The organism is Sphingobium fuliginis, from assembly GCF_004152845.1.
Lineage (GTDB): Bacteria > Pseudomonadota > Alphaproteobacteria > Sphingomonadales > Sphingomonadaceae > Sphingobium > Sphingobium fuliginis.
Genome location: NZ_SEON01000001.1, coordinates 749,170 through 767,773, shown reverse-complemented (window position 1 = coordinate 767,773; position 18,604 = coordinate 749,170). Strand labels below are relative to the sequence as shown.

Sequence of the window (18,604 nt, the reverse complement as noted above, 5' to 3'; positions counted from 1 at the left end):
GAAATCCGTCATTTCTGGTCCGAAGTTCACAGTGTATGCGCGCGCGTGCCTGGGCGCGCGTGGGCGTGAGGGGGGATGGGTCGGACGTTTCAAAGAGGGTGGTGGGATAAGCGGGCGGGTGCGGAATAGGACAGGCCTGATCGGCCCCTGTTGGAGAAATAGGATGTTTTTGGAGCTTTCTGTGGTTTTCGGGTAACGCCTGATCGAAGGCTGCCACTCAGGCGCTGGAGGTGGCGTCTGGAAACGACCACAGCTGGTCGCTCGGTTGGCTTTCTGCCGCACTCCAAAGCGGACGCTGAAGGAAAACACCTGATTTTCGTACATAGGATGCCATGAAGGCGCGAGTTTTTTGGTGACTGGAGTAGCTGACTAAAGTGCCAGATTGAGCTTCAGCATAGTCAATCTGGGGTTGTCTGGTGCCATTCCTGCGGCCAACGCTTCGTCCCGCACTTCGGCCGCTGCATGCTTGTCCACGACTTTGCCCAGAACACGCAATGGATCATACGCCATGTTTACCGGCAATTCGCCCCGTTCAAGCTCGGCGATTACCGTCTTCGAAATATAGTGAGAACAAGGCCATTCTCGCATCATCGCACTGTCAAGACTCCCGGTTTTGCTTCCCAGATAATCTTCCACGCTGTTCCAATATGGTGATGCAAACATTGCTCTCAGCCCATCTTTCCATGAAGGTGGGGCCACACCCAGAAACATGGCCAATGGGATATGCTCTCCCGCCTTGCCCAGATCGAGGAGGCGCGTGGCGAGAATTGAGCGAACCTCGGCATCGCCTGTCCTTGCCGCAACATTTATCAACTGTTGCCCGACATCATCTAAATCAGCACGCCTTGCCAGATCAGTCGGCGCAAGGCCCAGTGCAGCAGCGAGGGCATCGAAGTTGACGCAAGCAAAGTCCTTATAGAAATGGACGAACATCATGTGCGCTTCTGGCGGCTCGCGATATCTTACACAATCTGCTGTCACGATGAGTTCGCCGGCCAGCTTTTGCGCATATGCTTCTTCAGTTGTGAACGCACCCATTTTTCCGAGTTTATGGGCTGCAATGTCTCTGACGACCGCAACTCGGTCATTCAGGAAATATTCCAGCAGCGGTGTTTGCCATGGATAACACCCAACAAAACTTCCCCACGCGTCAATTTCTTCGACAAGTTGTGCTCGAATTGATCCGGGTTGGGTTGATGCGAAATCCTTCAGGGCTCTGAAATCGTCGTCGCGGCCATTGCGGATCATTTCTATGAGTGCCCAACGACGCTGCCCTTTACTCCACCGTTTGCAATTCTCGGCGGTCAGCGTGTTACCTTTGTGAAATTTGGTCAGCCCCTGTTCGGACAACCAATCGACCCAAGGCTGATATAGCGCAGGATGCCTGCCACCTAATTGCCAGCTATATTCTGGAATCCAGTCGCACGGATGCGCAGAAAAGCCGCGAGCCTCGACAAGCCGTAACACGTCAGCGACTGATCCATTGGCGGGTGGCCTTTCATAGGCCAACACGGCTCGAAACGCGGCGCGCGCTTGTTCACTCATTCTGGGCAGGCGAAGTTCCGGTAGCCTTGCCGCGAGATCTTCATCAGCGGACCTCAGGGAAATGTAACCAGTATCAAGACCTCTATGCTTGGTCGTAATCAACTGCCCCGCGCCCATCTGTGTTCCTCCTGACAAATCGACGCTCGACTAGCAGGAGTACAGTTATCAAATCATTTTGGCAGAGGCTAACGTCAGAAATCCGCCTCCCGACCGGAGTGAGGGGCCTGACGGCAATTACATGATTCCTGTGCAGTCGCCACGTAATTTTGCGGAAATCGCGTCGCAGATGACCTTGCACGGTTGTGTTGAACCTCCGACTGTCCGAGAATCACTGTCGGATTGCGAAAGTGCCCGACAACCTCGCCAGCAGGGTTTTCCGTCACGGTGAAATGTCCGCTGTCGGCCTACGCCTTCCCGTGAGCCGCCATTCCGCAATCCACCCAAGGCAGCCGGGTTGGTTCAATGCTTGCCGGGCTTGTTCGACGTCCCCGGTGCTGTCGGGTTGATCAACTGCGCGCCTGCGGGGAGGCTGGTGCCGCCCATGTCGAGCTTGCGCGCTTCGGTCCGGGCCATGGTCATCGGGTTGTCGCGTTCCTTGATCGCGGCCCTGGTTTCGGCGTCGGGTTGTTCGTCCGCATCGCCGTCGTTCGCGCCGCGGCTCCACCCCAGGATGATCGACATGCGCCGGTTGCGCGGGTCGTAGACGTCGCCCTTCGCGAAGGGTTCGCGATCGGCCACGCCCTCGATCCGGGCGAAGCGGTCGTTGCCGATGCCGCTGGCGGCGAGCGCCTTGCGCGTCGCTTCGGCGCGGGCGGAGGAGAGCATCCAGTTGTTCATCGTCTGGCCCGCGCTGTATGGCAGGCCGTCGGTGTGTCCGCGCACGATCAGCGGATTGGGCATGGTCCGGATTGTCGCCGCGACCTCGTTCACCAGTTCCCGCGCCTGCGGCAGCAGGCGGTCGGTGCCCATGGCGAACATCGCGAAGTCCGCCTCGTCTATCAGGTCGATGCGCAGCCCTTCGCGCGTTTCGGTGAAGCGGATGTTCTTCAGCAGCTTGCGGATGCCCTGGCGGCGGGCCATGCGCGCCTCCAGTTCCTTCCTGATCGATTCGAACTTCACCCGGTCGGCGGCCTTGGTGGCCTTGCCGCCCTGGTCCTTCGTGCCCGATGCGTCGCGCGGGATGGTGATGGCGAGATTGCCCTGACCGCCCGTGGTCGGATAATTTTCCTTCGCCGTCATGCTGTCGCCGCCGAACATGCCGTTCGACCCGGCCGAACCTTCCTTGAGCTGCACCAGGGTCGGCGTGAAATAGTCGGCCAGCCCCTTGCGCTGCTTTTCCGTGGTCGCGCCCAGCAGCCACATCAGCAGGAAGAAGGCCATCATCGCCGTCACGAAGTCGGCATAGGCGACCTTCCACGCGCCGCCATGATGGCCGCCATGACCGTCGACGACGATCTTCTTGACGATGATCGGTCTGGGTTCGGGCTCGTTCGCGCCGCGCTTCTTCTCGGCCATGGCTTATTTGCCCCGCATGCCGTCGAACACTTCGGCGAAGGCCGGCTGGTTCGCATGGGTCAGGCTGGAGCGCGCGGCCTCGATCACCAGCGGCTGCGGATGGCCGTGCAGGGAGGCGACGATGATCTGCTTGACGACATGGTACATGGACCCGTCCGCCTCGATCACGGCGCGGCAGCGGTTGGCGAAGGGATTGACCATGCCATAGGCGAGCAGAACGCCGAGGAAAGTGCCGACCAGCGCCGAACCGATCATGCCGCCCAGGATCGCCGGGGGCTGGTCGATCGAGCCCATGGTCTTCACCACGCCCAGCACCGCCGCGACGATGCCGAGGGCAGGCAATGCGTCCGCCAGCCCCTGGAGGTTGTCCGCGGGACGCAGCGCTTCATGATGATGGGTCTTGAGCGCATTATCCATGACTTCCTCGACCGCATGGGGATCGAGCGTGCCGGAGGAGACGACCACCAGACGCAGCGTGTCGCTGATCAGGTGGATCAGCGTCTTGTCGCCCATCAGGCGCGGATATTCGGAAAAGATGGTCGAGCTGGCCGGGTCCTCGATATGCGGTTCCAGCGCCACCGGCCCTTCGACGCGCAGCGTCTTCATCAGCTTGGAGACGAGGAAGATGCAGTCGAGAAAGTCCTGCTTCTTGTATTTCGGGCCCTTGAACACCTTGCCCAGGCCGCCGCCCAGCGCCTTCAGGTCCGAGCCCGAATTGCCGATGATCAGCGCGCCGACGGCCGCGCCGCCGATGATGATCATTTCGTGCGGAAGCGCGTGCAGAACCGGGCCGATGTCGCCGCCTGTAAAGATGAAGCCGCCGAACACCATGGCGAGCAGCACGACCAGGCCGATGATTGCGAACATGATTATCCCCGAAATTCTGCCCGAAGGCGCCGTCTTGATCGAAGCATCGCATGAAAGACGCTCTCGATTGGTTAATACGGCTTGGCGATGCCGTGGTTTAGGGCGCGACCGAAAAATCGATGGCGATGGTTCCGGGCGAAAGATCCTTCTGTTTCGGAAGGTTCGTCCAAGCCATGGCGTGTTCCTGCCCGGGCAGGAACATGATGACCATGGGATCGCTTCAGGCGCCTATTTGATCAGGTCGAACAGGGTCTGCTGGTTGATCCGGGCGAAGGCGGACTGCGCCGCCTCAAGCTGGAGCAGCTTGGCCGATACCGAGGAGATCACATCCTGCAGGTCGGTCGATTCCAGGCCTGCGCGCCGTTCCTTGAGGTCGAGGTCGACATTGGTGAGGCGCGTGCCGATCACGTCCAGCCGGTCGCTGCGCACGCCCTGCTTGGTCTGTTCCAGGACGATGTGGTTCTGGGCCGCCTTGATCGCGTCGAGCCCGGCCGCGACGTCGCTGTCGGTCCCGCTTTGCAGCGCGGCGATGCTCTGGCCCAATATGGCGTCGAGCGTCATCGGCGTGCCGTTGACGTCGATCCCTTCCGACACTTCCTGCCGCGTGCCGACCACCGCGAGGTTGAGGCCGCGGCTGACCGGGACCAGCACGCTCTGCCCATCGTCGAAGGCGGGTACGCCGCTGTAATCCTTCTGGTTCAACAGCGAATCGATGGTCGACCGGATCGTCGTCATTTCCTGGACGATGGCCGTCTTGTCGGTCGTGCTGAGCGATCCATTGCGGGCGCGCGTCATCAATTCCTGCGCGCGCGTCAGCAGGGAGTTCATCTCGCCCAGATTGGCCTCCGCCGTGTTGGCGCGGGCCGTGCCGGTGCTGATATTCGACTGCCAGGCGGCCTGTTGCGCCTGCGCCCGGCCGATGTCCGACACCTGCACCCAGGCGAGCGCGTCGTCCGACGGCCTGTTCAGCGTCTGGCCGGTCGAGATGGCGGTCTGGCCATCGACGATGTCCTGCGACAATTTCTGCTGACGGCGAATCTCGGCCAGAAGGATCTTGTTGGTGATGCCGACCATGGTCCCGTTGCTCCCGTTCAGATGATCTGCAGAATGGCATCGACGGTTTCCTTCGCGACCTGAAGGATCTTGGCGCTGCCCGAATAGGCCTGCTGGATGCGCAGCAGTTCGGCCGCCTCCATGTCGAGGTCGACGCCGCTTACCGCTTCGCGGGCGGCCACGGCCTGGTCGCTGCGGTTCTGCGCCGTGGTCTGCTCCGCCTTGGTGGAGGAAAGCAGGTTGGCGTGGGTGGCGATCAGGTTGGTCCAGCCCTGTTCGACGCTGCCATTGCCGCGCAGCACGGTCGATACGGTCAGCAGATTGCCGTTGGGCGTGCCGTCGGCGGCCTTGGTCGCAAGCTGCGCCGGGTCGGTGATGAGGGCGGCGACGGTCGCGGCCGTCGTTCCGGACAGCAGCGGCGCGCCCGCCGCGCCCGGACTGCCGTTGGTCAGCCCCTGCGCATGCCAGTTGTTCATATTGGCGACGAACTGCTGCGCCAGCGTGTCGAGGCTGGTGCGGCGCTGCGACACCGTGCCGGCGGCGGAGAACAGCCCGCCCAGCGTGCCGCTCGTCGGTGCGGCCAGGGCGGTGCTGCCGCCGGTCGCAAGCGCCAGCGTGCCGTTGGTGTTGACGGTGAGGGCCAGCGGCGTGGCGCTGCTCCCCTGCACCAGCGTCTGGCCGTTCAGCGTCACCTGCGCCTGGTCATGCGTGCCGAAGCCGATGTCGATGTTGAGATTGGTGGACAGCGTGCCCAATGCCGCGTCGCGGCTGTCGAGCAGTTGCGCATAGGCCGATGTGCCCGGCTGCGCGCGCAGCAGGCTGTTGTTGATGTCCGCGAGGGCGGAGAGGGCCTGGTTGATCGTCGTCACCGAAGCCTGCGCCTCGGTCGCGATGCCGCTGGATACCTGCACCAGGTCGGCCGAGGTCTGGTTGAAGGCCTGGGCGACGCGGCCGATGCTGTCCAGCGTCGTCACCCGCAGGGAGTTGTCGGTGGGGCTGGCGGCCAGCTTGTCCATGTTCTGGAACATGCCGGTCATGAGCTGGCCGATGCCGGTTTCCGTGTCGTTGAGCGCCGTTTCCGAATCGGTCAGCCAGCGCATCCGCGCGACCGCGCTGCCAAGCTGCATGTTGGTGTAGCGCACCGTCGCGTCGAGATAGGGATCGGTCGCGCGGTTGACGCTCTTGACCTCCGTCCCGCCGAAATTGGCGCGGGAGATGTAGACGGCCATGGTGGCGGTGGACGAACCGGATTCGATGGTCGTCACCGAACGGCGGGAATAGCCCTCCGTGCTGGCATTGGCGATATTCTCGGAAATCGCGGCCATGGCGGTCCGATAGGCCTTGGTGCCCGACGCGCCGATGATGAAGAGGTCGCTCATTCGGCCTTATCCGCGGCATTTGCGCTGGCAGGCGCGACGGCTTTGGCGCCGAACTGGCGCATCAGCATCTCCGCTATGCCCAGCGTGCCGTGGCTCGCCATGCTGTCGGCGGTGCGGGCGTCGGCCATGTCGCGGAACTGGTCGGTGGCGCTGGAATCGCTGATGCCCTCCGCCAGGCTGGCCGAGCGCATCGCGCCCATCATCTGGCGCAGGAAGATCGCCTCGAACTGCTGCGCCGCCTTTTGCAGCGCGGCCCTGTCCTGCGTTCCGCCCGGCGGAGCCGTCGTTTCCGAAGTCGCACCAATCCGCATCACAACACCACCAGTTCAGCCTTGAGCGCGCCTGCCTGCTTGAGCGCTTCGAGGATCGCGACCATGTCCGCGGGGGAGGCGCCGATGGCGTTCACCGCTTTGACTATATCGGCCAGAGAGGCTCCACCTTTAAAATTAATCATCGGTTTCTTTTCCTGATCGATCGAAATCGAACTGGATTGCTCCACCGCCGTCTGCCCTTGCGAGAAGGGGGCGGGCTGGACGATGCGGGGGGATTCGTTGACGCTGACGGTGATTTTCCCGTGCGCGATGGCGGCGGGATGGATCTTCACCGCGCCGTTGATGACGACGGTGCCGGTGCGGGCGTTGACGATCACCTTGGCCGGGGCGTCGGCGGGCGAAATCTCGATATTCTCGATCATGCCCATCATCATGATGCGGTCGGTGGCGCCCGGCGCGGCGTCGATGGTGATCGACACGGCGTCCACGGCCTTGGCGCGATGGTCGCCATAGGTGCGGTTGATGCCGTCCGCCACGCGAAGGGCGGTCGTGAGGTCCGCTTCGGACAGGTTGAAGGTGAGGGTGGGGGCGGTGTCGAAGCCGGTGGCGACGGCGCGCTCCACCGTCGCGCCGCCCGGAATGCGGCCGGCGGAGGGGATGTTGACCGACACCTGGCTGCCGTCCGCGCCGGACACGCCCAGGCCGCCGACGGCGAGATTGCCCTGCGCCATGCCGTAAATTTCGTTATCCGCGCCGCGCAGGGGGGTCATGATGAGGGTGCCGCCGCGCAGCGACTTCGCCTTGCCCAGCGCGGAGACGGTGACGTCGAGGCGCTGGCCGGGCTTGGCGAAGGCGGGCAGGTCGGCGGTGACCAGCACGGCCGCCGCGTTCTTGAGCGCCGGGTTGATGCCCTGCGGCAGCGTCAGACCGAAGCGCGAGACGACGCCCTTCATGCCCTGCGTCGCATAGTCCAGGCTGTCGTCGCCTGTGCCCGCCAGGCCGACGACGATGCCGTAGCCGGTCAGCTGGTTGGGGCGCACGCCCTGGAAATTGCCGAGGTCCTTGATCCGCTCCGCATGGGCCGGGGCTGCGATCAGGGTGAGGGCGGTGAGAAGGGCGAGTATTACGCGACGCGCTAAACGCTTGCCCAACCACACGCCGTCATTCCCGCGCAGGCGGGAATCCATCTCCCGACGTTGCACCAGACGCGAGGTCCGGAGATGGATTCCCGCCTGCGCGGGAATGACGAAGTTGGGGAGGCGGGCGAAGGACGTCATGGCGTGCATGTCCATCAGAAGGGGCTGATCATGGAGAAGAAGCGCTGCAGCCAGCCCTGGCGGCTGGCGCGGGCGATTTCCCCCTTGCCGGTGTAGATGATCTTCGCGTCGGCCACGCGGGTCGAGGCGATGCGGTTGTCCGGGCCGATGTCGGCCTGGCGGACGAGGCCGCTGATCTGGATATATTCGTCGCCGCGATTGAGCGTCAGCGCCTTTTCGCCCTTCACCAGCATCGTGCCGTTGGGATAGGTCGCCGCGATGGTCACGGTGATCTCCCCATTCAGGGCATTGGACTGGGTGGCCGCGCCCTTGCCGGTGAAGCTGTTGCTGCCGCTGGAGCCGATGTCGCTGGCGGAGAAGATCTTGGAGAGCGGGCCGGTGCTGGGCGGGGTCAGGGCGATGCTGCCGTCGCGGCTGGTGTCGGCGCTGTTGCTCTTGGTCGCCTGGGTCCGTTCGACCAGCACGATGGTGATGATGTCGCCCACGCTGGTCGCCCGCGCCCCGCTGGTGAGCGGGGTATAGCCCATCGACGCCTGGAAGATCGAACCGTTGGCGGCAGGGGCGGCAGGGGCGGCAACGACCGTGGGGGCATAAAATTGCCGTTCGGCATCGCGCTTCTTGCCGGCCATGGCCGGGGATGCGGCGAGGGCGGTTCCGAAGAGGAAGAAAATGGCCGTTCTGCGCATCATCCGGCTCACAACTGCTGGTTGACGTACTGGAGCATTTCGTCGGTCGCCTTGATCATCTTGGAATTGACCTCATAGGCGCGCTGGGTCTCGATCATGTCGACCAGTTCCTCGACCACGTTGACGTTCGAGGTTTCGAGATAGCCGGAGCGGACGACGCCGCGCCCGTCCAGCCCCGCGACGCCGACCTGCGGCGTGCCGCTGGCGGCGCTTTCCTTCAGCAGATTGCCGCCGACCGCCTGAAGGCCGCCCGGGTTCATGAAGCTCGCCAGTTCGATCTGGCCTAGCTGGGTCGGTTCGGCCTGCCCCTGAAGCGTGGCGGAGACGGTGCCGTCATTGCCGATGGTGACGCTGGTGGCGCCTTCCGGAACCGTGATCTGCGGGATCAGCGGCAGCCCTTCGCTGGTGACGACGACGCCTTCCGCCGTGGTCGTGAAATTGCCGGCGCGGGTATAGGCGATGGAGCCGTCCGGCTGCTGCACCTGGAAATAGCCCGAACCCTCTATCGCCATGTCCAGCGTGTTGCCGGTCTGGTTGAGCGTGCCCTGGCTGTTGATCTTGGCCGTGCCCTGCATCGCGACGCCCGAGCCGAGGTTGAGGCCCGTGGCGAACTTGTTCTCGCTGTCGCTGTTCGCGCCTGCGGCCACGATCTGCTGATAGGCCAGCGTTTCGAAATCGGCGCGATCGCGCTTGAAGCCGGTGGTGTTGACGTTCGCCAGGTTGTTGGCGATCACGCGCATCTTCGTGTTCTGCGCGTCAAGGCCGGTGCGGGCGACATGAAGGGCTGCGTTGGTCATGGCTCAAAATCTCCGTAGGGCCGTCAGGCTTGCCTGTCGAAAAGCAAGAGCCGTGCCAAATTAACCATCAATCCAGGCGCATCAGCGATGCGCCGCCATCGTCGAGCTGCTTGGCGGTGTCGATCATCTTGACCTGGGTTTCCCAGGCGCGGCTCGCCTCGATCATCTGCACCAGCGCTGAGGTGGCGTTGACGTTCGACCCTTCCAGCGATCCGCCGGTCACGCTGGCGAGCGGATCGTCGGGCAGCGCGCCGCCATTGGCTTCGCGGAACAGCCCGTCCGTGCCCTTGGCGATGCTGGAGCCGACCGGGCTGACCAGCTTCAGCTTGTCCACCTGTTGCGGATTGGCGGGGTCGCCGCCCTGCGGCACGCCCCAGATGCTGCCGTCTTTCGCGATGGAGATGCTGTCCATCTGCGGCAGGGTGATGGGGCCGCCTTCGCCCAGCACGGGCAGGCCGTCGCCGGTCATGAGCAGGCCGCTGTCGCTGACCTTGAGGTCGCCGCGGCGCGTATAGGCTTCGCTGCCGTCCGCGGCCTGAACGGCGAGCATCGCATCGCCGTTCATGGCCACGTCCAGCGGATTGCCGGTTTCCGTGACCGCGCCTTGCGCCATGTCGGCGGCGATCACCTGTTCGGACGCCTGCGCCCGCGTGTCGAAGGTGCTGCCCTTGATCCAGCGCGTCTCGGCATTGGCGATTTCCGCGCGGAAGCCGGTGGTGTTGACGTTCGCCAGATTGTTGGAGATCGCCGCCTGCCGCGCCATCGCGCCGCGCATCGCGGTGAGTGCCGTGTTGACGAGCCGGTCCATGGGGGTGTCCTGTTGTTGACTGCGGGCGCTGATTTATTTCCGTCACCCCCGCGGAGGCGGGGATCCATCTTCCAGCGTTGCCGCTTTGTGCGAGGTCGGGAGATGGGTTCCCGCTTTCGCGGGAATGACGGTTCAATTCATGCGGAAGCTTAGGTCCGCATGTTGACGATGGTGGTCGACAGCGTGTTCGCCGCCTCGATCGCCTTCGAGTTCGCCTGGAAATTGCGCTGGGCGGAGATGAGGTTCACCAGCTCTTCCGTGATGTCGACATTGGAGCGTTCCAGCGCGCCGGAGCGGACCGAGCCGAACAGGCCGCTATTGCCGGTGCCCAGCATCGGCGTGCCGCTCGCGTTGGTCGCGGTCCAGTGCGCATCGCCGCTCTGGCGCAGCCCTTCCTGGCTGTTGAACGCGGCGATGGCGGTTGCGCCCAGATAGACGGTGGAACCGTCGGCATAAACGCCGGTGATCTTGCCTTCTTCCGACACGCCCACGCTGGTGAGCTGGTTGCCGGTGCCGCCGTCGGGCCAGTTGGTCGGAATCTTGAGGTCGGTCAGCGATGTCGGGGTCAGGGTGCCCGTCACCGTCGGCGCGCCGGTAGTGGGATTGAGCGGGATCACCTGAAGCCGGGCGCCGGTGGTGTCGACGACATAGCGGTCCTCCTCCACCGAGAAGGCGCCGTTGCGGGTATAGCCCACCTGATTGTCGGCGCTGCGCTTCACCGTGAAGAAGCCTTCGCCGGTGATGGCGAGGTCCAGCGTCTTGTCGGTGGTCTCGATCGTGCCCTGGGTGAACTGCTGGCTGATGCCCTGGGCGCGCACGCCCTGGCCGGCGACCTGCGTCGTGGTCTGCATCGGCGCGGCGGCGAAGATGTCGCCGAACACGGCCTTGCTCTTCTTGAAGGCGGTCGAGTTGACGTTGGCGACATTGTTCGCCGTGGTCGACAGGTCGGTCTGGGCGGCCTTCAGGCCGGAAAGCGAGATGTAGAAGGACATGGCGTTGCTCCTTGGGTGAAAAGGAAAATCGGTGTGAAAAGGATTGGTCGGTTAGGCGAGCGAGATGGCGTCGGACGGCGAATAGGTGCCGAGCGCAGTGATCAGCTTGGACGAACTGCCGTCGGCGGGTGACTGGACGGCGGCGATGGTGGCCCAGCTCGCGACGCGGCTGGGGCTGGCGCCGTTGACCTTGATCTTCAGCGCGTCGGTGGCGATGGTGTTGCCGGCTTCATCCTTGCCGTCCCAATAGAAATTGATGTCGCCCTTGGGCTGGTCGCCCAGTTCGATCGTCTTGACGACATTGCCGTTGCCGTCGATCAGGTCGACGCTGGCGCCGCTGGTGGCGTCGGCAAAGCTGACCTGGCCCATATATTGGCCGGCTGCATCGGGCGCGGCGATGTTGCTCTGCACCAGCATCGACTTGCCGATCCAGCTTGCCGCGTCGCCAAGGCGCGATCCGGTCAGTTGCGACGCCAGATTCTTCAGCGTCTGGTTCATTTCCGCGATGCCGCTGCTGTTGGTGATGGTCGCCATCTGCGCGACCATCTGGGCGTTATCGACGGGTTCGAACGGGTCCTGCGTCTGCATTTGCGCGGTCAGCAGGCGCAGGAAGTCCGCCTGACCCATTTCCGACTTGCCCGTGCCGACATTGGCATAGGGGTTATAGACGGACAGGCCCGCGCTGTCGGTGGCGGTCGTGGTCGTCATTTGCCGATCCTTATGGTTTCCATCATCAGGGACTTGGCGGTGTTCAGCACCTGCACGTTATTCTGGTACATGCGGGCGGTCTCGATCATGTCGACCAGTTCCGCGCTGCTATCCACGGCGGCTTCCCAGACATCGCCATTCTTGTCGGCCAGCGGATGGTTGGGGTCGTGGCGCTTGGTGGGCTGCGCATTGGTGGTGACGACATTCTGGACCTTGATGGTCGAAACGCCGGGGCTGTCGGTGACCGACTGGAACACCGGCTTGATCGCGCGATAGGCCTCCGCCGCGCTGCCGGTGACGTTGCCGGCGTTCGCCATGTTGGAGGCGGTGGCGTTGAGCCGCACGAGCTGCGCGCTCATGGCGCGGCCGGCGATGTCGAAGACGTTCAGGGGGCCATGGCCGCTCATGCTCATTCTCCCTTAAGCGCGCGGGTGATGGTGTTGATGCGGCCCTCCAGGAAGGAGAGGGTCGTGCGATATTTGACGGCGTTTTCCGCGAACAGCGTCTGTTCGGTGCTGAGTTCGACCGTGTTGCCGTCGAGGCTGGGTTGCAGCGGCACGCGATAGCCCATCGAATCGTCGACGGCCTGCGACACGTCGGCGGCGGATTTGCCCTGCCGCGTCGTGGCTTCCTTGAGGGCGGACTCGAAATCGATGTCGCGCGCCTTGTATCCCGGCGTCGAAGCGTTCGCGATATTGGACGCGAGCAGGGAAAGGCGCTGCGAGCGAAGCGCCAGCGCCTTTCCATGTATCCCGAACAATCCGTCTTCCAGCGACATTGTCGTCTTTCCGCTTTTTTCCGCCCCGATGGGCCTAAAACTTCCGTCTCCCCCGCCGTTCTGAGGCCTGATGGCGTGAACTGCGGGTGATCCAGCCTGATATTCGCAAGAGCCGTGCCAATTTGCGTGGGTGACGCATCGGCATGGCGGAAAATGGCGGAAATCTGGGGGATTGCGTGAGGATGGCGGCAAGGGCGGCAAAATTTTGCCGGCGGGTGGCAGCGCTTTGCCGCCGGCCGGCCGGGCGTAAGCGGGGACGTGAAGATGATCGGGATCATGGCGCATTTGTTCGACCCCCTGACCTTGCTGGCCATGGTCGCGGGGATCGGGCTGGTGGCGCTGTTCCAGAATGGCGCGCGGGCGCTGGGGCGGGCCTTTGCCGCCCTTGTTCCCCTGTTGCGCGCCGATCCAGCGAAGGACCGGGATGCTGCGCGGGCGGCCATGCTGAAGATCGATCAGGTCGCGCAACTGCGCGGCCTTGCCTGCACGGACCGGGTGAAGACGGCCAATCCCTATCTGACCGAAGCCGCGCGCAAGCTCGCCAATTGCGAGAAGACGGAGCAGTTCGAACTGTGGGCCGCGCAATCGCTGGCGGACCGGGCGCAGCGCCATGGCGCTGCCTGCAAGGTCTGGCTGTCCATCGCGGATGCCGCCCCGGCCCTGGGCATGGCGGGCACGATCATCGGCCTGGTCGGCATGTTCGCCGCGATGGACGATCCGGCGGCGCTGGGCCCCTCCATGGCCCTGGCGCTCCTCACCACCTTCTATGGCGTAGTCATTGCCAATGTCATCGCCGCGCCCGTAGCGACGCGGCTTGCCGACCTGTCGGAACGCGAACTCGCCTGGCAGAAGGAGGTCACTGATCGCATGGCCGCCATCGCGCGGCGGGAAAATGTGCCGATGCGCCGCGCCTCGATCCGCGAGGTGGCATGAATATCTCCGCCCTTGCCGGGGCGCGGCGCGGCCGCTGGGCGATCAGCTTCGCCGACCTGCTGCTGTTGCTGCTCGGCTTTTTCGTCATGCTTCAGGCCAGCGGCCAGCGGCGTGACGCCATGCTGGCGCAGGTGCGGCAGCAATTTGGCGGCCATGCCAGCAGTCCCATGGAAATCCACGCCGCCGAACTGTTCCTGCCCGGTGAGGCGTTGCTGACGCAGCAGGGCCGGAAGCGGCTGAAGATCGTGGCGGATCGCTTTGCGCTGGGTCGCGAGCGGCTGGAGGTCAGCAGCCGCGGCACGGATGCGGGGCATCAGCGCTTCGACGGCTGGGACCTGTCGGCGGCGCGCCTCGGCGCCGTGGCGCGGGCGCTGAAGGCGGAAGGCATTGGCGGCGACCGGCTGGTGCTGCGCGGGCTGGACCAGTTGGATGGCGAGGGCGGCAAGGGGCAGGTGATCCTGATTGTCGCGGAACGTTAGGCGTCGACCGCCCCAAAGGTGCTGCTGTTTTTTTGCACGGCTCACCCTCCCCAGCAGCAGCGTCCATTATATGGCACGAATTTTGCGTGGTTCATGGTTAATCCTGTCCGCTTTCGGAGAGATACCGTGACGAATTTGCCCAAGATCCTGCTTCTGGCGCTGTCCGTTTCAGCGTCCGATCCTGCGCTGGCGCAGCAGAAGTTCGAGAATCTGGATCGGATCGACAGTCTGGTCGCGATGACCGTCGGCGCCAATCTGGGCGAACCGGGCGGGCCGATGGCGCCGGTCGACCGCCGTTTGCGGCTGGCCGCCTGTCCGGCGACGCCCAGCGTGGACGGGCCTGTCTTTGGCGCCGCCATCGTCAAGTGCGATGCGTTGGGCTGGCGAATCCGCGTGCCTTTGGTGGCCGGCGGCGCCGCTGCCGCTTCCGGGCCGGTGGCGCGCTACGCCCCTTCGGCGCGGGCGGCGCCCAGGGAGGCCGCCGTCAAGAAGGGCGACCCGGTGCAATTGATGGCGGGCAATGCGGCCTTCAGCGTCTCGCGCATGATGGTCGCGGACGAGGACGGCGCCGTGGGCGAGACGATCCGCGTGCGGGAAGACAGGAAATCCGCGCCGATATTGGCGCAGGTCGTGGAAATGGGAATTGTTCGTGTTCCGGGATTTAACAATTTTTGAACCCGGCCGTATATAGACTGTGCGGGACGAATGAAGGATTGAAACGATGATCAAGTCTGTCGGCCAGAATATCAGCGCCGCCATAGAGGCAGCCCGCCTGAAGGAAGGCGGCAGGACGACGCGCGCTTCTTCGACCGGTTCGGCCGCGACTTCCGCTTCTTCGGCCAGTTCGGCAAGCCCCGTCGCCCGCATGGCGGCCGAAGGCGCGCCGGTCGACATGGATCGCGTCGCCGCGATCAAGGCGGCCATCGCTTCGGGCAATTACCCCGTCGATCCGGCGGCGATCGCGGATCGCATGCTGGCGCTCGACCTGCCGGCGGCCGGTTGACCCCATGCCGCTCGGTCTTGCAGCGCTGGATGAGTTGGGCGCGGCTTTCGAAGAGCTGCGCGGGGCACTGGACGGCGTGGATGCGGCGGTGATCGAAGCGGCGACGCAGCGGATCGCCAAAGCCGCGTCCGCTGTTCGCGCCATCGGCGTATGGCGGTCCGACGAAGCGGTGAAGGATCGATTGAGGGCGCTCCAGCCGATGATGGAATCGGCGCGGATTCGTACCAACCTGCTCGCGGATCATGCGAATCAGCGGCTTGCGATACTCGCGGCGCGCGGCGCGGAAACGGCGCCTCTGGTTTACGGGCGCTGAAAATCCGACCCTCCGAGACGTTGCAAGGGCGCCCGCCACGGCGCCCTTTTTGCTTTCCACTGACGGCGGACTGGGCTCCTGCCTGCGCAGGAGCGGGTGGGCGCGGCTTGATTTGACCGGAGCAGGCTCCATTCCCGAAAATCAAATCATGAGCGCGCGTTAACCAAATCTTGGCACGTCACTTGCTCTAATGACCCCCGGTACCAACGGGGATTGATCGAACCAGTGTCGGCTTTCGCAGACATCGCAGGAACGGGCGCGGCAACGGGCGCTTCGACGGGCAATCGCGTGACCAACGCGATCGCCATGGCCAGCCGGCGGACGGGCGTGGACTTCGCCTATCTGCTGGGGCAGGCGAAGATCGAGAGCAGCCTCAATCCCACCGCCCGCGCGACCACCTCCTCCGCGACCGGGCTTTACCAGTTCGTCGACCAGAGCTGGCTGGCGGTCATCGACCAGCATGGCGGCGAATATGGGCTGGGCTGGGCCGCCGACGCGATCAGCCGGGGCAGCAATGGCCGCTATTATGTGGCCGATCCCGACCTTCGCCAGCAGATACTGGACCTGCGCAAGCATCCCGAAACCGCATCCGTCATGGCCGCCCAACATGCCGCCGACAACAAGGCCACATTGGAGCAGCGGCTGGGCCGCGAGGCGGAACCGGTCGACCTTTACATGGCCCATTTTCTGGGCGTCGGCGGGGCCAGCAGGTTCCTGTCGATGAACGACCGCGCGCCCAATGCCGCCGCCGCCGGCATGTTCCCGGCCGCCGCCCGCGCCAACCGCTCCATCTTCTACGACAGGCAGGGCAATGCCCGCAGCTTCGCGGAGATCCGCGACCGCTTCGCCGCCAAGCTCCAGAAGGGCTTCGATTCGGTCGGCGGCGGCGACATTCAATATGCCGATGCGTCTTTGCCCTCCGGCGCGAAGACCGTGCAGCCCGCCGACTATGTGCGGATCGAAACCCAGCGCCTTGCGACCGCCGCCGACGTGACCGTCCGGCCCGAACCGCAGACGGCGCGCCTCGCCTATCTCATGCTCGCCACCCTCGGAAGGTAACGGCCCGATATGACTCCCGCCCAAGTCAAAGCGAAGATCTGGATGAGCGCCGCCAAGGGAGCGGTGTTGCCCATTGCGACGCTGATGGTCGTGCTGTTCATGATGGTGCCGGTGCCGGCGATCATGCTGGACGTCGGCTTCATCACCAACATCATGATCAGCCTGGCCGTGCTGATGGTGGCGCTGAACGCCGCCAAGCCGCTCGACTTCTCCAGCTTTCCGACGGTGCTGCTGTTCGCGACGCTGCTGCGGCTGGCGCTGAACGTCGCGTCGACCCGCGTCGTGCTGGTGAACGGGCATGAAGGCACCGATTCGGCAGGCCATGTGATCGAGGCGTTCGGCCATTTCCTGATCGGCGGCGATTATGTCGTCGGCATCTTCGTCTTCGCGATCCTGATGATCATCAACCTGGTCGTGATCACCAAGGGCGCGGGCCGCGTGTCGGAAGTCAGCGCCCGCTTCACCCTGGACGCCCTGCCGGGCAAGCAGATGGCGATCGACGCCGACCTGAACGCCGGCCTGCTGACCCCGGAAGAGGCCAAGGTCCGCCGCCGTGAAGTGGCGACCGAGGCGGACTTCTACGGATCGATGGACGGCGCCTCCAAATTCGTGAAGGGCGATGCGGTCGCAGGCATCCTGATCCTGGCCATCAACATCGTCGGCGGCATCATACTGGGCGTGGTCAGCCACAAGCTCAGCATCGGGGAAGCTGCCCAGACCTATATCATCCTGGCCATCGGCGACGCGCTGGTCGCGCAGATTCCGGCGCTGCTGCTCTCCATCGCCGCCGCCGCCATCGTGACGCGGGTCGGCAGCGAGGACGATCTGTCGAACCAGATCACCAGCCAGTTCGGTTCGGGCAAGGCCTGGATGCCGGTCGCGGCGATCCTGACTTTCCTGGGTATCCTGCCCGGCATGCCGCACATGATCATCCTGCCCGCCGCCGCGGTGGCGGGCGGCATCGCCTGGCACCTCCGCAAGTCGAGCCAGCGCAAGGCGGCCGAGCCCGAAGCCGCCGCCCCGCCGCCCAACCCGGCGCTGATCGAATGGAACGACGTGTCGGACGGCGCCGTGCTGGGGCTGGAGATCGGCTATGGCCTGATCAGCCTGGTGGACGAGCGCAAGGGCGCGCCGCTGATGGCCCGCATCACCGGCATCCGCCGCCAGCTTTCGAAGGAACTGGGCTTCGTCGTGCCGATGGTCCGCGTGAAGGACAATCTGGCGCTGGAGCCCAATCAATATCGCATCACCATCGCCGGCGTCGTCGTGGGCGAGGACGAGATTTTCCCCGACGACCTGCTGGCGCTGGACAGCGGCGCGCTGGAGGGAACGGTGTCCGGCCGCGAGGCGAAGGACCCGACCTTCGGCCTCGACGCCGTCTGGATTTCGCCCGCCAAGCGCAGCGAAGCGGTGGTCGCGGGCTATACGGTGGTCGATCCGCCGACGGTGGTCGCCACCCATCTCAACCAGCTTATCGCCATGAACGCCAGCGAGATGTTCGGCCTGGACGAAGCGCGCAAGCTGCTCGACAACCTCAAGGACGCCGCGCCGCAACTGGTCGACGGCCTGACGCCGGGGCTGCTGAACCTGACGCAGATCAGCGCGCTTTGCCGCGCCCTGCTGGCGGAGGGCATTCCGCTCAAGGATTTCCGCCGCATCTGCGAGGCGATGGTCGACGCGGCGCGGCCCGACATGACGCTGGACCAACTGGTCGAGGCGGTGCGTCAGCGCATCGGTTCGCTGATCATCCAGGGGCTGGTGCCGGTGAAGATGCCGCTGCCGGTGATCACGCTGGACGGCGATCTGGAAGCGTTGCTGGCGCAGGCGATGCGGGTCGCGGGCGATGCCCGGCACCCGATCGAACCCGCCCTCGCCAACCGCATCATAGAGGCGGTGGTCACGGCGGCCCGTCCGCTGCTGGGGCAGGCGCGCAACTTCGCCATCGTCACCTCGCCGCTCGCGCGGCGGGCGCTGGCCCGGCTGTTCAAGCCGCATCTGCCGGAGACGCCGGTGCTGTCCTTCCTGGAAATTCCCGATGGCAAGGGCGTGGAAGTCGTCGCCGTGGTCGGCGGCGAGCAGCGGCCCGCGCCGCGCCACGACCCCCTGCCGACACGCGAACGCGTTGCCTGAGGAGCCTGAC

General features: G+C 64.7%; 21 protein-coding genes. 7 read left to right on the top strand and 14 right to left on the bottom strand.

From position 1 onward, the window contains the following. Positions 1-369: 369 nt before the first annotated feature. The 14 genes from EWH10_RS03925 to flgB all read right to left on the bottom strand — a co-directional run bounded on the left by EWH10_RS03925 (position 370) and on the right by flgB (position 12,677). Positions 370-1,662, bottom strand: a complete 1,293-nt coding sequence (locus EWH10_RS03925) for a hypothetical protein (protein WP_130029828.1) — start codon at positions 1,660-1,662, stop codon at positions 370-372. A gap of 342 nt (positions 1,663-2,004) precedes the next feature. Continuing rightward, positions 2,005-3,060 carry a flagellar motor protein MotB gene (locus EWH10_RS03920; protein ID WP_044660330.1) on the bottom strand — a complete coding sequence of 352 codons (1,056 nt, stop codon included), beginning with the start codon at positions 3,058-3,060 and terminating at the stop codon, positions 2,005-2,007. Between the two features lie 3 nt (positions 3,061-3,063). After that, positions 3,064-3,927, bottom strand: coding sequence for a flagellar motor stator protein MotA (gene motA / locus EWH10_RS03915; protein WP_007682571.1), 864 nt, complete (start codon positions 3,925-3,927; stop codon positions 3,064-3,066). Between the two features lie 228 nt (positions 3,928-4,155). Then, positions 4,156-5,001 carry a flagellin gene (locus tag EWH10_RS03910; protein WP_025548605.1) on the bottom strand — a complete coding sequence of 282 codons (846 nt, stop codon included), beginning with the start codon at positions 4,999-5,001 and terminating at the stop codon, positions 4,156-4,158. Positions 5,002-5,018: 17 nt separating this feature from the next. After that, on the bottom strand, positions 5,019-6,359 hold the full coding sequence (gene flgK, locus EWH10_RS03905; RefSeq protein WP_044660329.1) for a flagellar hook-associated protein FlgK: 1,341 nt from the start codon (positions 6,357-6,359) through the stop codon (positions 5,019-5,021). Further along, positions 6,356-6,670 (bottom strand): rod-binding protein, encoded by a 315-nt coding sequence (locus EWH10_RS03900; protein ID WP_044660328.1) that lies wholly within the window; start codon positions 6,668-6,670, stop codon positions 6,356-6,358. The genes flgK and EWH10_RS03900 overlap by 4 nt, the downstream gene beginning before the upstream one ends. Continuing rightward, a complete protein-coding gene (locus EWH10_RS03895) occupies positions 6,670-7,908 on the bottom strand; it encodes a flagellar basal body P-ring protein FlgI (RefSeq protein ID WP_226869722.1) in 1,239 nt (412 codons plus the stop codon). The genes EWH10_RS03900 and EWH10_RS03895 overlap by 1 nt, the downstream gene beginning before the upstream one ends. Before the next feature lie 14 nt (positions 7,909-7,922). Continuing rightward, on the bottom strand, positions 7,923-8,597 hold the full coding sequence (locus EWH10_RS03890; protein WP_371873048.1) for a flagellar basal body L-ring protein FlgH: 675 nt from the start codon (positions 8,595-8,597) through the stop codon (positions 7,923-7,925). Positions 8,598-8,602: 5 nt separating this feature from the next. Next, positions 8,603-9,391, bottom strand: a complete 789-nt coding sequence (gene flgG, locus EWH10_RS03885) for a flagellar basal-body rod protein FlgG (protein WP_025548597.1) — start codon at positions 9,389-9,391, stop codon at positions 8,603-8,605. A gap of 67 nt (positions 9,392-9,458) precedes the next feature. Continuing rightward, positions 9,459-10,199: a flagellar basal body rod protein FlgF gene (locus tag EWH10_RS03880; protein WP_044660327.1), complete on the bottom strand. Its 741-nt coding sequence runs from the start codon at positions 10,197-10,199 to the stop codon at positions 9,459-9,461. Positions 10,200-10,348: 149 nt separating this feature from the next. Further along, positions 10,349-11,191 carry a flagellar hook-basal body complex protein gene (locus tag EWH10_RS03875; protein WP_025548594.1) on the bottom strand — a complete coding sequence of 281 codons (843 nt, stop codon included), beginning with the start codon at positions 11,189-11,191 and terminating at the stop codon, positions 10,349-10,351. A 51-nt stretch (positions 11,192-11,242) separates the two neighbouring features. Further along, positions 11,243-11,899, bottom strand: a complete 657-nt coding sequence (locus EWH10_RS03870; protein WP_044660326.1) for a flagellar hook assembly protein FlgD — start codon at positions 11,897-11,899, stop codon at positions 11,243-11,245. Next, positions 11,896-12,306, bottom strand: a complete 411-nt coding sequence (gene flgC / locus EWH10_RS03865) for a flagellar basal body rod protein FlgC (protein WP_044660325.1) — start codon at positions 12,304-12,306, stop codon at positions 11,896-11,898. The genes EWH10_RS03870 and flgC overlap by 4 nt, the downstream gene beginning before the upstream one ends. A gap of 2 nt (positions 12,307-12,308) precedes the next feature. Beyond that, the gene (gene flgB, locus EWH10_RS03860; RefSeq protein WP_025548588.1) at positions 12,309-12,677 is read right to left on the bottom strand and encodes a flagellar basal body rod protein FlgB; all 369 of its coding nucleotides are present in this window, start codon (positions 12,675-12,677) and stop codon (positions 12,309-12,311) included. A gap of 264 nt (positions 12,678-12,941) precedes the next feature. On the opposite strand from flgB, the gene EWH10_RS03855 reads away from it, so the two are divergent. The 7 genes from EWH10_RS03855 (at position 12,942) to flhA (ending at position 18,594) form a co-directional block, all read left to right on the top strand. Then, positions 12,942-13,610, top strand: coding sequence for a MotA/TolQ/ExbB proton channel family protein (locus EWH10_RS03855; protein ID WP_044660324.1), 669 nt, complete (start codon positions 12,942-12,944; stop codon positions 13,608-13,610). Next, complete coding sequence (locus EWH10_RS03850; protein WP_044660323.1) at positions 13,607-14,089, top strand: flagellar motor protein MotB; 483 nt, start codon at positions 13,607-13,609, stop codon at positions 14,087-14,089. The genes EWH10_RS03855 and EWH10_RS03850 overlap by 4 nt, the downstream gene beginning before the upstream one ends. 126 nt (positions 14,090-14,215) lie before the next feature. Beyond that, positions 14,216-14,764 (top strand): flagella basal body P-ring formation protein FlgA, encoded by a 549-nt coding sequence (locus EWH10_RS03845; RefSeq protein WP_044660322.1) that lies wholly within the window; start codon positions 14,216-14,218, stop codon positions 14,762-14,764. A 46-nt stretch (positions 14,765-14,810) separates the two neighbouring features. Continuing rightward, positions 14,811-15,092: a flagellar biosynthesis anti-sigma factor FlgM gene (gene flgM / locus EWH10_RS03840; RefSeq protein ID WP_025548582.1), complete on the top strand. Its 282-nt coding sequence runs from the start codon at positions 14,811-14,813 to the stop codon at positions 15,090-15,092. Between the two features lie 4 nt (positions 15,093-15,096). Beyond that, a complete protein-coding gene (locus tag EWH10_RS03835; protein WP_044660321.1) occupies positions 15,097-15,405 on the top strand; it encodes a hypothetical protein in 309 nt (102 codons plus the stop codon). A gap of 225 nt (positions 15,406-15,630) precedes the next feature. Continuing rightward, positions 15,631-16,464 (top strand): lysozyme family protein, encoded by an 834-nt coding sequence (locus EWH10_RS03830; RefSeq protein ID WP_044662807.1) that lies wholly within the window; start codon positions 15,631-15,633, stop codon positions 16,462-16,464. 9 nt (positions 16,465-16,473) lie between these two features. After that, the gene (gene flhA / locus EWH10_RS03825; protein ID WP_025548577.1) at positions 16,474-18,594 is read left to right on the top strand and encodes a flagellar biosynthesis protein FlhA; all 2,121 of its coding nucleotides are present in this window, start codon (positions 16,474-16,476) and stop codon (positions 18,592-18,594) included. The last annotated feature ends 10 nt before the right edge of the window (positions 18,595-18,604 follow it).

Excerpts from the sequence above, each read along its gene's own strand:
- EWH10_RS03875 (WP_025548594.1), bottom strand. The coding sequence starts at position 11,191 with ATGTCCTTCTACATCTCGCTTTCCGGCCTGAAGGCCGCCCAGACCGAC.
- EWH10_RS03925 (WP_130029828.1), bottom strand. The coding sequence starts at position 1,662 with ATGGGCGCGGGGCAGTTGATTACGACCAAGCATAGAGGTCTTGATACT.
- motA (WP_007682571.1), bottom strand. The coding sequence starts at position 3,927 with ATGTTCGCAATCATCGGCCTGGTCGTGCTGCTCGCCATGGTGTTCGGC.
- EWH10_RS03855 (WP_044660324.1), top strand. The coding sequence starts at position 12,942 with ATGATCGGGATCATGGCGCATTTGTTCGACCCCCTGACCTTGCTGGCC.
- EWH10_RS03890 (WP_371873048.1), bottom strand. The coding sequence starts at position 8,597 with ATGATGCGCAGAACGGCCATTTTCTTCCTCTTCGGAACCGCCCTCGCC.
- flgK (WP_044660329.1), bottom strand. The coding sequence starts at position 6,359 with ATGAGCGACCTCTTCATCATCGGCGCGTCGGGCACCAAGGCCTATCGG.
- flgM (WP_025548582.1), top strand. The coding sequence starts at position 14,811 with ATGATCAAGTCTGTCGGCCAGAATATCAGCGCCGCCATAGAGGCAGCC.
- flhA (WP_025548577.1), top strand. The coding sequence starts at position 16,474 with ATGACTCCCGCCCAAGTCAAAGCGAAGATCTGGATGAGCGCCGCCAAG.
- EWH10_RS03895 (WP_226869722.1), bottom strand. The coding sequence starts at position 7,908 with ATGACGTCCTTCGCCCGCCTCCCCAACTTCGTCATTCCCGCGCAGGCG.
- EWH10_RS03870 (WP_044660326.1), bottom strand. The coding sequence starts at position 11,899 with ATGACGACCACGACCGCCACCGACAGCGCGGGCCTGTCCGTCTATAAC.
- EWH10_RS03910 (WP_025548605.1), bottom strand. The coding sequence starts at position 5,001 with ATGGTCGGCATCACCAACAAGATCCTTCTGGCCGAGATTCGCCGTCAG.
- flgC (WP_044660325.1), bottom strand. The coding sequence starts at position 12,306 with ATGAGCGGCCATGGCCCCCTGAACGTCTTCGACATCGCCGGCCGCGCC.
- EWH10_RS03835 (WP_044660321.1), top strand. The coding sequence starts at position 15,097 with ATGCCGCTCGGTCTTGCAGCGCTGGATGAGTTGGGCGCGGCTTTCGAA.
- EWH10_RS03920 (WP_044660330.1), bottom strand. The coding sequence starts at position 3,060 with ATGGCCGAGAAGAAGCGCGGCGCGAACGAGCCCGAACCCAGACCGATC.
- flgG (WP_025548597.1), bottom strand. The coding sequence starts at position 9,391 with ATGACCAACGCAGCCCTTCATGTCGCCCGCACCGGCCTTGACGCGCAG.
- flgB (WP_025548588.1), bottom strand. The coding sequence starts at position 12,677 with ATGTCGCTGGAAGACGGATTGTTCGGGATACATGGAAAGGCGCTGGCG.
- EWH10_RS03880 (WP_044660327.1), bottom strand. The coding sequence starts at position 10,199 with ATGGACCGGCTCGTCAACACGGCACTCACCGCGATGCGCGGCGCGATG.
- EWH10_RS03850 (WP_044660323.1), top strand. The coding sequence starts at position 13,607 with ATGAATATCTCCGCCCTTGCCGGGGCGCGGCGCGGCCGCTGGGCGATC.
- EWH10_RS03900 (WP_044660328.1), bottom strand. The coding sequence starts at position 6,670 with ATGCGGATTGGTGCGACTTCGGAAACGACGGCTCCGCCGGGCGGAACG.